At 66.2% G+C, this 811-nt stretch carries 1 pseudogene; it reads left to right on the top strand.

What is annotated here, in order from left to right:
- Positions 1-531, top strand: a pseudogene (locus DC522_RS33840) (IS110 family transposase); the annotation flags it as partial.
- Positions 532-811: the final 280 nt, after the last annotated feature.

Below are 811 nucleotides of genomic sequence, written 5' to 3'. Positions count from 1 at the left end.
GTGCAGGCTGTCGAGGATGAGGCCGAGCCGATCCCAGAGCTCGCCCGGCCCATCCTCCGGATGCTGATCGAGACACTCCATCGCCTGGACGAGCAGATTGCGCATCTGGACCGTGAGGTCGCCCGGCGAGCCAAAGAGAACGAGATGGCGCGGCGGCTGATGACCATTCCCGGGATCGGCCCGGTGACCGCAGTGGCCCTGACGGCACTGGCTCCACCCGCTGAGACCTTCAGGTGCGGGCGGGACTTTGCCGCCTGGGTAGGACTCACACCCTTGCAGCATTCGACCGGCGGCAAACAGAAGCTGGGTGCCACCTCGAAGATGGGCGAGCGGACCTTGCGCCGCCTGCTGATCATCGGCGCGAGTGCCGTTGTGAGCTGGGTGTCTCGAAACGGGGCTCCGGCAGGCTCGTGGATGGCGCGCATGGTCGCGCGCAAGCCGCCGAGGCTGGTGCGGGTTGCCTTGGCCAACAAGATGGCTCGCATCGTCTGGGCCCTGCTGGCGCGAGGCGGGGTGTATCGGGCTCCGGCTGTGTGGCATAAGCCGTCGCGGCTGCGGGGCTGTTGGGGCGTGGGAAGAGCACAGGAGAGAGATGGCGCAACGGTCACTGAGACGGGATCAGGAAAACCAGCTTGGGAACGAGCGCCTTGAGCGCGTAGAGCTGATTGGGACCTGCTCCGCGAACTCCCATCCGGGCCCGCGGCATGGGAAGAGCCGCATCAGAGGCCGCACACATGTCAGCCCTGACCACGCGCTGCACCGATCCAAAGGTTCTTCTTGCGTCACACGGGGCGTCCACACATGTCGCAAA

Origin of the sequence: Microvirga sp. KLBC 81 (genome assembly GCF_003075415.1) — a bacterium.
GTDB lineage: Bacteria > Pseudomonadota > Alphaproteobacteria > Rhizobiales > Beijerinckiaceae > Microvirga.
Note: the sequence above shows the minus strand (reverse complement) of the source record. Positions and strands in the feature narration are given on the sequence as shown.